We start from the raw sequence: 9,494 nt of genomic DNA, 5'->3' as shown, positions 1-9,494 counted from the left end.
TTGTATAAGTAAATGCTCCTGTACTGTTTGAGCTTGGTGCTGTTAAACTAAAGGATGCATCGCCAAAATTTTTAGCAATATTTGCAAAAGCGCCAATTGTTGGATTTATTTTTGAAACTGTTAAAGTTGCCGTAATAGTACCTGCACTATAACTTGTTGTAGCAGCTTGTGTTGCTGTTATCGTTGCCGTTCCAGCCCCTACTATAGTTACTGTAGAACCCGAAACTGTAGCTACCGCCGTATTGCTACTGCTGTAAGTAAACGCTCCACTACTGTTACTTGTTGGTGCTGTTAAAGTAAATGATGCATCGCCAAAGTTTTTAGTTATAGCTTGGAAGTTACTTAAAGTTGGAGCCGCTTGTGCAACTGTAAGCGTACTAGTAGCTGTTGCACTGTTATAATTACTAGTGCTTGCTTGTGTTGCTGTTATCGTTGCTGTTCCTGCACCAACTATAGTTACTGTATTTCCTGATACCGTTGCTACTGCTGTATTGCTACTGCTGTAAGTAAACGCTCCACTACTGTTACTTGTTGGTGCTGTTAAAGTAAAGGCCCCATCACCAAAAGTCTTATTCTCATTTGCAAATGCACCTAGTGTTGGGTTTGCTTTTGCTACTGTTAAGGTACTTGTTGCTGTTCCTGAATTGTAATTGGTAGTTGCTGCTTGGTTTGCCGTGATAGTAGCAGTTCCTGCCCCAACAATAGTTACCGTATTTCCTGATACTGTTGCTACTGCTGTATTGCTACTACTGTAAGTAAATGCTCCGCTACTGTTACTTGTTGGTGCTGTTAAACTAAAGGATGCATCGCCAAAAGTCTTATTCACATTTGCAAATGCACCTAGTGTTGGATTTATACTGTTTACCGTTAATGTACTGGTTGCTGTCCCTGAATTGTAATTAGTTGTGGCTGCCTGTGTTGCTGTTATAGTTGCTGTTCCTGCACCAACTATAGTTACTGTATTTCCTGAAACAGTGGCGACTGATGCATCACTACTTGTATAAGTAAATGCTCCTGTACTGTTTGAGCTTGGTGCTGTTAAACTAAAGGATGCATCGCCAAAATTTTTAGCAATATTTGCAAAAGCGCCAATTGTTGGATTTATTTTTGAAACTGTTAAAGTGCTTGTCGCTGTTCCACTATTATAGTTAGTAGTAGCTGCTTGAGTTGCTGTAATGGTGGATGTACCTGCACCAACTATGGTTACTGTATTTCCCGAAACAGTGGCGACTGATGCATCACTACTTGTATAAGTAAATGCTCCCGTACTGTTTGAGCTTGGTGCTGTTATAGTATATGCTGCGTCTCCAAAAGTCTTATTCACATTAGCAAAACTTCCTATAGTTGGATTTGCTTTTGAAACTGTTAAGGTGCTGGTTACTGAGCCCGAGGTATAATTGTTATCCTCTGCCTGAGTTGCCGTGATAGTTGTTGTACCTGCACCAACTATGGTTACTGTATTTCCTGCTATTGTTGCAACGGATGTATTACTACTGCTGTAAGTAAACGCTCCACTACTGTTACTTGTTGGTGCTGTTAGAGTATATGCTGCGTCTCCGAAAGTCTTATTCACATTAGCAAAACTTCCTATAGTTGGATTTACTTTTGAAACTGTTAAGGTGCTGGTTACTGAGCCCGAGGTATAATTGTTATCCTCTGCCTGAGTTGCCGTGATAGTTGTTGTACCTGCACCAACTATGGTTACTGTATTTCCTGCTATTGTTGCAACGGATGTATTACTACTTGTATAGGTAAAGGCTCCTGTACTGTTTGAGCTTGGCGCCGTTAGAGTATATGCTGCGTCTCCGAAAGTTTTTGTAACGTTTGCTGGACTCGAAATAAGAGGTGCTGTTTTAATAGTAACAGTACCAACGGAACTGTAGGCGGTTCCACAAGTACCGTTTTGTAATAATACCCTAAATAAAGTTGTAGAATTTACTCCAGTAAAATTATATGTGGTTAATGTATGGTTGATATCGGTCCATATTAAACCATTACTGGTTGATGACTGCCATTTAATTATTGTACCTGAATTACCTGTTAGGGTTAAAGTTCCTGAAAAATTCCCAGTACTAGAAGATAATGAATTTAGGCTTCCACCAACAGGAGGTGTTCCAGAAGTAACCGTAATAGGATATTCTGCAGATGTTACGGCACTACCACAACCTGGTATTTGAACTACAGCTCTATATAGGTAACTTCCAGCTTCACTTAAACTTTCTGTAAAACTATTTGAGGTTCCTGTTAAAGAAGTCCATGTAGATGCAGTTGATAGTTTTCTTTCCCACCTGATGATATTACCTTCTTCTCCAGATAATGTAAGATTGACTACACCACCTATACATATACTATTGTTCAGTGCTGAAATATTACCACCTATAGCTGTAGTTACATTTATAGCAACACTTCCAGTTGGTAAAGCTGTACAACCTGTTCCAGTATTAACAACCGCCCTGTAATAGGTAGTCTGAGTTAAGTTTGAAACAGTCAAATTTGGCGAAGTGTTTGATATAGGTACCCCAGCTGTGTAAAAATTATCCGCAGAGCTTTCCCATCTCACAACAGTACCAGAATATCCTGTTAAGGTTAAAGTTGTTGAATTTGTTCCAGAACAAACACTACCACCACCTGTAATTCTTCCGCTTGCAGAGCCAGAAACTAATAGCTCTTTTGTAAAAATAGTAATGCTAGAATTATCGTCTAAAGCTGAACCTCCATACTCTATAACACTTCTTAGAGAAGATCCATTTGGTAAATCATTCCATAGACCATTATTTGCTGAATATAACTGTATATAATGCTCGGATCCTGAATTATTAGGCTCTCCACTAGCCCAATTAATAAAGGCCCCATTAACACTAGATACACCATTAACACTATTACCATTACTTATTCTAGTTCCAGCCTCTGGACCTGTTACCCAATAATATTTACCTTCAGTTTCGGTAGTACTTGCAGCGTTGTAAGAAGTCCCTTGAGAACTAAAAACATTTCTTCCTAAAGCTTTATTGATTTCTAAATAATCATCTGAACCCCCAACCCATGCATCACTACTCATTAATTTCCAAATAAAATTATTCTCAGCTTGTGATGTCAAGGTTGCTAAATAACCCACTTTCCCAAAAAAAGTAGAACTTGCAGCGTTAGCTTTTGCTGTTGCCCAATTTGAACTGGTTGTACTTGCCTCATACCAATGTTGGGTTAAAGGATTGTAAAACTTATCCCCTAAAGAAAAGGTAATAAGCCTTTGCTCTGGATAACAACTAGCAGATGTAGATGTAATTGCTACATTTCTGAGAACTGTTTGCCAAGTACTTGCATTAGCAACACCTGTCAAAGACATTACACCGGTTGTATTATTGTAAGATTGCGTTATACCAGATGGTAGCGTTCCAATAACACTTAAAATATCTCCTGTAGAACCTGAGATATACCCTCCAGATATAATAACCTTAGCTCCGCTTATGGTACCATTACTTAAAACCGTAATACTATTATCTATTACGGTTCTTATTCCTTTATCAACTGGAGTTATAGCGGTACTACCTGCTATATTAGCTTGAGTGGCTGTTTGAGAAAATACGTTACCGGAAGTTAATATGAATACCGTAATAATTAGTAATTTCTTAATAATATTTACAAACTTTAAAGACATAATGATTTATTTGAAAGGGTAAAGTTATTTTAACGTTGTACTGAAGATGGCACCTTTAATTGCTTCGTTTGTGCTAAAATGATATTTAAACACAAAGTTCTATTGCAATAACTAAATGGGATTAAATTCTTCTTTGCTGATTAAAAATCTATTTTGAACTTCTAAAAAATAATCCTTTGGATTTTGTCCTACAATTGCTTTGAAAGTTTTACTAAAAGCACTTCTACTTGCGAAACCACACTCAGAAGCTAATGCTTCTATGGTACTTTTCACTAAAAAGCCTTCTTCTATCAATTTCACCGCATATTGCATTCTTAGATTATTTCTATAGCTAGAAAAACTTATTCCATAGTGGTGATTAAAGAAATAAGACAAATGATGTACAGGAGCTTCTAAATAACTAGCTAGTATGGTTATATCAAACTTTGGAGACAAATAAAGTCGCTCAACTTCTACCTTTTTTAATGAGCTATTGTACCATTCTACATGTAAACCATATTTCTCTTTTTCTTCTTCAATTATTTTACCATCGGAAAATTTAGATAGTTTATTGCGCTTGATATCATCAGGCGATGAGAATGGACTTGAGAAATTTAAAAAGGCGATTGGAAAATAAAATGGAAGTATAACCAAAAAGAAAGAACTCATAAACATAAAACTCATTAGCACCGTGTAAGAATGAGTTGAGACTAATATTTCTTCTGGAAAGCACTTTTCTACAGAAAGAACAAGGGTTAAACCTATAACAACAGAAAGTAAAGCTAAAAAAGCAGACAACCAGTTATTAGTTTCTTTATTAATTGAAGATTTCAAGAAAAAGGGTAGCTTAAACCATAATAAGCATATCGTTAAAAGTGCTATGGCGGAGCGCATTAAAAAATGCTCTTTTAAAGCAAATAGGCCATATTGCTTTTCAAATCTATCTGCCGGATTTAAAATAGCATCGTTTATGATGGCTATTTTTTCTGTATCTGGTTTTAAATAAAATAAGAAAACATCAGCTATTGCTAAAAGAAAAGGAATAAAAAGGAGTGTATATGATGCCTTCCAAGTAATACTTTTATCTAATATGGAGTTAAAATAGAAGAATATAACCACATGCATTAAGGCATAAATTGGTAGTGGCCAAATGTAAAACCAGGGTAAATCCTTTAAATAACCAGCCTCAATAACAAAACCTTGAAGTGAATATAAAAAAACAATGAAAAAGAAAACTGATAGTAAAGAATTAGCTCTTTTATCGCTCCCTTTTCTCAGTAATAGGATAGAAACCTTTACTAAACTTAATACAGAAACAATGATTAAAACTGAACTAAACAACCCCATTAATCTTTATTATTTTGATTATCAGTAGAATAAAACTTTAAAATATCACTTTAATAAGCGATATTTTATGCTACGATTTTAATCAAAATACTAAAGGGCTTTCTCCCTTAAATTAGGTATATCCTAACACTTTAATCTAATCACTGTAGATAGTAAATCTTAGGAAATCATTAGTTTTTCTATTATTTCATCAATGCTTAACTTGTCTTGCGTACCGCTTTGCATGTTTTTAAAAGTTAACTTTCCGCTTTGCATTTCATCGCTACCAATAACAATAACATAGGGGATGTTTTTGTCATTAGCATATTGCATTTGCTTTTTAATTTTTGCCCCAAATGGGTAAAGCTCTGTATGAATATGCTGTGCTCTTAAAGACGCCAAAAGTGGTAAAGCGTATTTTTCTTCTTCTTTACCAAAAACACATATCAAAACTTTGGTACTTTCTTGCGTTGTATGAGGGAAAAGGTTTAATTCTTCTAAAACATCATAAATTCTATCGGCACCAAAAGAGATACCTGCACCGGTAAGGTTTTGCAAACCAAACATCCCGGTAAGATCATCATACCTGCCACCACCACCAATAGAGCCCATAGTAACTTCGTTGGTTTTAACCTCAAAAATGCAGCCTGTATAATAGTTTAAACCACGGGCTAAGGTTAAATCGAGTTCTATTTTAGCTTTGTTAAGCTTAAAACTAGCTAAGTAATCAAACACTTCTCTTATTTCTGAAATACCTTTTAAGCTATTTTCAGATGTTTTTAAAATGGTATCTAATTGTGCTAATTTTTCTTCGTTAGTTCCGGCTAATAATATGACAGGTTTAAGCGTTTGTAAATCATCGGCTGTAAAGCCTTTGCTTAAAAGCTCTTTTTCTACCCCTTCTAAGCCAATTTTATCTAGTTTATCTATAGCAACTGTTAAATCTACAATTTGCGACGGTTTACCAATAAGCTCTGCAATGCCGGTTAAAATTTTTCGGTTATTGATTTTGATGGTGAAATCTGTTAAACCTAGCTTGCTTAAAGCTTCATCGTAAATGCAAATAAACTCTGCTTCATTAAGTAAAGAGTTTGAGCCTACCACATCGGCATCACATTGGTAAAACTCGCGATAACGGCCTTTTTGAGGCCTATCTGCTCGCCATACGGGCTGTATCTGGAATCTTTTAAAAGGAAAAGCTATTTCGTTTTGATGCATCACCACATATCTGGCAAATGGTACGGTTAAATCATAACGCAAGGCTTTTTCTGAGATTAGTGGTAGTAAGTTTTTAGATGATAACTCCTCGCCTTTTTGCTTTAAGCCATCCGCTTTAAGCATATAATCTCCACTATTCAGGATTTTGAAAATCAATTTATCGCCTTCATCGCCATACTTACCGGTTAAAGTATCTAAGTTTTCCATCGTTGGCGTTTGTATTTCTTGGTAGCCAAACTTTTTGAAAACGCTTTTAATGGTATCGTAGATGTGGTTTCTACGAATCATTTCTACCGGACCAAAATCTCTTGTACCTTTTGGGATGGATGCTTTAATACTTGCCATGCGGCAAAAATAGAAAAAAAGCTTTAGGAAAGTACAGGCTTAAGCCGATGTTGTTTTACTTCAATACATCAGAGAAATACCATTTATCTATGATATTTTGTCTTTCTGCTGGTGTGAGTTTATAAAATTCTGGGTTTTTCTTGATGAAGGTCTTAAGCGCATTTAGCTGATTAAACCAGATTTTAGCATAATCGCCACCGTTTTTCATGCCATATTTATTTAGAAACTCGGCGTAGCTTTTTTCGTTTTTTAAGATTTTAGTCTCGTTAGCCTCTAGTTCTTTAACGGCTTCCTTAGAAACTGGGAGTTTAAAGTCTACCTTTTTACTTTCAAATTCTTTTCTAGCCTTTAAATAAGACATAAAGCTTTCATCTTGGTTAAGATAATAATAAAAGTATTTGATGTCTTTCTCTTGTTTTTGAGCAAAAACTTGTAAGCCTGCAAATAAGAATAATAGTAAAATGAGATTTTTCATTAAAACGCTATTTTTTACAATGCTAAAGCTTTTACTTACTTAATTCTTGCAAAAGTTTTTCACATTGTGTGTAAACCATATCAAAAACAGGTAGAAATTCTTCGTCGTTATAATAAGGGTCTGGTACAAAACCATCAGGAATAAAGAGCTTTACTTTTTCCTCTTGTACAGGTGTTTTGGCTTGTGCGATAACATCACGGTAGTTTTGTTTATCCATCACCAAAATAAGATCAAAATCATTAAAATCAGCCGAGCTAAACTGCCTTGCTCTTTGGTTGGTGATATCAATGCCGTTTGCTTTGGCTACAGCAATAGAACGTCTATCTGGCTGATGACCAATATGCCAAGAACCTGTACCGGCCGAGTCTATTTTCCAGTTTAAACCTTTTTGTTTTACCAGATGTTCCATCACGCCATGGGCTAAAGGCGATCTGCAGATATTGCCTAAACAAACCATTAAAATTTTCATAAAAGCTTTAGTTATAATTTACAAGAAGTTCTTTCTTTAAGAACTATTAAGTGTGGTAAGGTTTGTAATTTGCTTTTAATTTGCAGGGTATCCTGATGCTTTTTCTGCATCAAAAAATCATATTCAAACTTACCAAAGCGATAACAACTATTCTCGGGTTTATATTTATAGTCTTGAGTTACAAACGCACCGTTAAGTTTCAAAGTATCAGCTACAACAGTGTATGTTCCTTTTACATACTCGCTCCAAGTATCGGTATTATAACACTCGCCGCCATATAAATTCACTTTAGAGTGTGTGTTAATCTGGAGATAAAAAGAATCGCAAGTAAATTTAAATTGATATTGCTCGTAATTAACCAATTGGTTTTTAAGCGGGATGCTATCTTCTGTCCAAGTTCCTTGTAAAAAAGCATCTCCTGTACTAGGTACTTGCTCATTAAAAGAACATGCTTGTAGAGAAATAAAAAATACGGCATAAAGTAGTTTGGATTTATGATATCTTATCATCATCTCATTAAAAAACCCAACCGTAAAATTTAGCATGTATTTGTACTTTTTATAAAAGCAGAGGCTTTTTCAAACCTCTGCTGTATGAAATTACTTATGTAACTATTTAAACGAGCCCACCATATCTTCTGGCTTTACCCACTCTGTAAACTGTTCGCTGGTTAACAAACCAAGCTCTACAGCAGCTTCACGTAATGTTTTATTTTCTTTATGTGCTTTTTTGGCAATTTTGGCAGCATTTTCATAACCAATATGCGGGTTTAAAGCAGTTACCAACATTAAAGAGTTTTCTAAATGCTTCTTAATTTCTGGTAAGTTAGGCTCTATACCTACGGCACAGTTGTTATTGAAAGATACGCAAGCATCACCAATTAAACGGGCAGATTGCAATACATTAGCCGCAATTACAGGTTTGAAAACGTTAAGCTCGAAATGCCCATTTGAGCCTCCAAAAGAAACGGCTACATCATTACCTATAACTTGTGCACAAACCATTGTTAAAGCCTCTGGTTGCGTAGGGTTTACTTTACCTGGCATAATAGAAGAACCTGGCTCGTTATCTGGGATAATGATTTCGCCAATGCCGCATCTTGGACCAGAACTTAACATTCTAACATCATTACCTATCTTCATTAAAGAAACTGCCGCTCTTTTTAATGCTCCTGATAATTCTACCATAGCATCATGTGCTGCTAAAGCTTCAAATTTATTAGGTGCTGTTACAAATGGTAAACCTGTTAAATCTGCAATATGTTTAGCCACTAAAACATCATAACCTTTTGGTGTATTTAAACCTGTACCAACTGCTGTACCACCTAAAGCCAACTCTTTTACTGCTTCTAAAGCTTGTTTAATGGCTTTAATACTGTTGGTTAGTTGTTGCGCATAGCCAGAAAATTCTTGCCCTAAGGTTAAAGGTGTAGCATCCATAAAATGGGTGCGACCGGTTTTTACAATTTCTGCAAAATCTTGTGATTTTTTTACCAAAGTAGCTTTTAAAAGCTCTAAGCCTGGTAAAGTAACTTCTACCACTTGCTTATAAGCAGCAATGTGCATAGCTGTTGGGAAAGTATCATTAGATGATTGTGATTTATTTACATCATCATTAGGATGCAACACTTTTTTATCATCATTTAAAGAACCACCATTGATAACATGCGCTCTGTAAGCAATTACTTCATTAGCATTCATGTTAGACTGTGTACCAGAACCTGTTTGCCAAATCACCAATGGAAACTGATCATCCAATTTACCTTCTAAAATTTCTTCGCAAGCTTTTGCAATTAAATCTCTCTTCTCTGTAGAAAGTACGCCTAAATCGCAATTAGCCATTGCTGCTGCCTTTTTTAAATAGGCAAAAGCATAAATTATTTCTTTAGGCATGGATGCCTCTGGACCAATTTTGAAATTGTTTCTTGAGCGTTCTGTTTGTGCTCCCCAGTATTTATCTGCCGGAACTTTAACTTCGCCCATGGTATCATGTTCTATTCTGTATTCCATTTCGCTAATTAATTTTTA

The 9,494-nt window shown here is 35.7% G+C and carries 7 protein-coding genes; all 7 read right to left on the bottom strand.

Features of this window, described 5'->3' with window-relative positions; all coding sequences use genetic code 11:
• Positions 1–3,655 (bottom strand): beta strand repeat-containing protein (locus GJJ64_RS11380; protein ID WP_154287884.1); only part of this gene is annotated, 3,655 nt, incomplete at its 3' end.
• Positions 3,656–3,766: 111 nt separating this feature from the next.
• Positions 3,767–4,981 (bottom strand): helix-turn-helix domain-containing protein, encoded by a 1,215-nt coding sequence (locus GJJ64_RS11375; protein WP_154287883.1) that lies wholly within the window; start codon positions 4,979–4,981, stop codon positions 3,767–3,769.
• A gap of 159 nt (positions 4,982–5,140) precedes the next feature.
• Positions 5,141–6,523, bottom strand: coding sequence for a histidine--tRNA ligase (gene hisS, locus GJJ64_RS11370; RefSeq protein ID WP_154287882.1), 1,383 nt, complete (start codon positions 6,521–6,523; stop codon positions 5,141–5,143).
• Between the two features lie 55 nt (positions 6,524–6,578).
• Positions 6,579–6,998 carry a hypothetical protein gene (locus tag GJJ64_RS11365; protein WP_039450992.1) on the bottom strand — a complete coding sequence of 140 codons (420 nt, stop codon included), beginning with the start codon at positions 6,996–6,998 and terminating at the stop codon, positions 6,579–6,581.
• A gap of 31 nt (positions 6,999–7,029) precedes the next feature.
• Positions 7,030–7,467 (bottom strand): low molecular weight protein-tyrosine-phosphatase, encoded by a 438-nt coding sequence (locus tag GJJ64_RS11360; protein ID WP_039450990.1) that lies wholly within the window; start codon positions 7,465–7,467, stop codon positions 7,030–7,032.
• Between the two features lie 11 nt (positions 7,468–7,478).
• Positions 7,479–8,012: a hypothetical protein gene (locus tag GJJ64_RS11355; protein WP_052176853.1), complete on the bottom strand. Its 534-nt coding sequence runs from the start codon at positions 8,010–8,012 to the stop codon at positions 7,479–7,481.
• Positions 8,013–8,078: 66 nt separating this feature from the next.
• Complete coding sequence (gene fumC, locus GJJ64_RS11350) at positions 8,079–9,476, bottom strand: class II fumarate hydratase (RefSeq protein ID WP_154287881.1); 1,398 nt, start codon at positions 9,474–9,476, stop codon at positions 8,079–8,081.
• Positions 9,477–9,494: the final 18 nt, after the last annotated feature.

It is taken from the genome of Pedobacter puniceum (assembly GCF_009674685.1).
Classification (GTDB): domain Bacteria; phylum Bacteroidota; class Bacteroidia; order Sphingobacteriales; family Sphingobacteriaceae; genus Pseudopedobacter; species Pseudopedobacter puniceum.
Note: the sequence above shows the minus strand (reverse complement) of the source record. Positions and strands in the feature narration are given on the sequence as shown.

Coding starts and splice junctions, on each gene's coding strand:
- GJJ64_RS11375 (WP_154287883.1), bottom strand. CDS start 4,981: ATGGGGTTGTTTAGTTCAGTTTTAATCATTGTTTCTGTATTAAGTTTA.
- hisS (WP_154287882.1), bottom strand. CDS start 6,523: ATGGCAAGTATTAAAGCATCCATCCCAAAAGGTACAAGAGATTTTGGT.
- GJJ64_RS11365 (WP_039450992.1), bottom strand. CDS start 6,998: ATGAAAAATCTCATTTTACTATTATTCTTATTTGCAGGCTTACAAGTT.
- GJJ64_RS11360 (WP_039450990.1), bottom strand. CDS start 7,467: ATGAAAATTTTAATGGTTTGTTTAGGCAATATCTGCAGATCGCCTTTA.
- GJJ64_RS11355 (WP_052176853.1), bottom strand. CDS start 8,012: ATGCTAAATTTTACGGTTGGGTTTTTTAATGAGATGATGATAAGATAT.
- fumC (WP_154287881.1), bottom strand. CDS start 9,476: ATGGAATACAGAATAGAACATGATACCATGGGCGAAGTTAAAGTTCCG.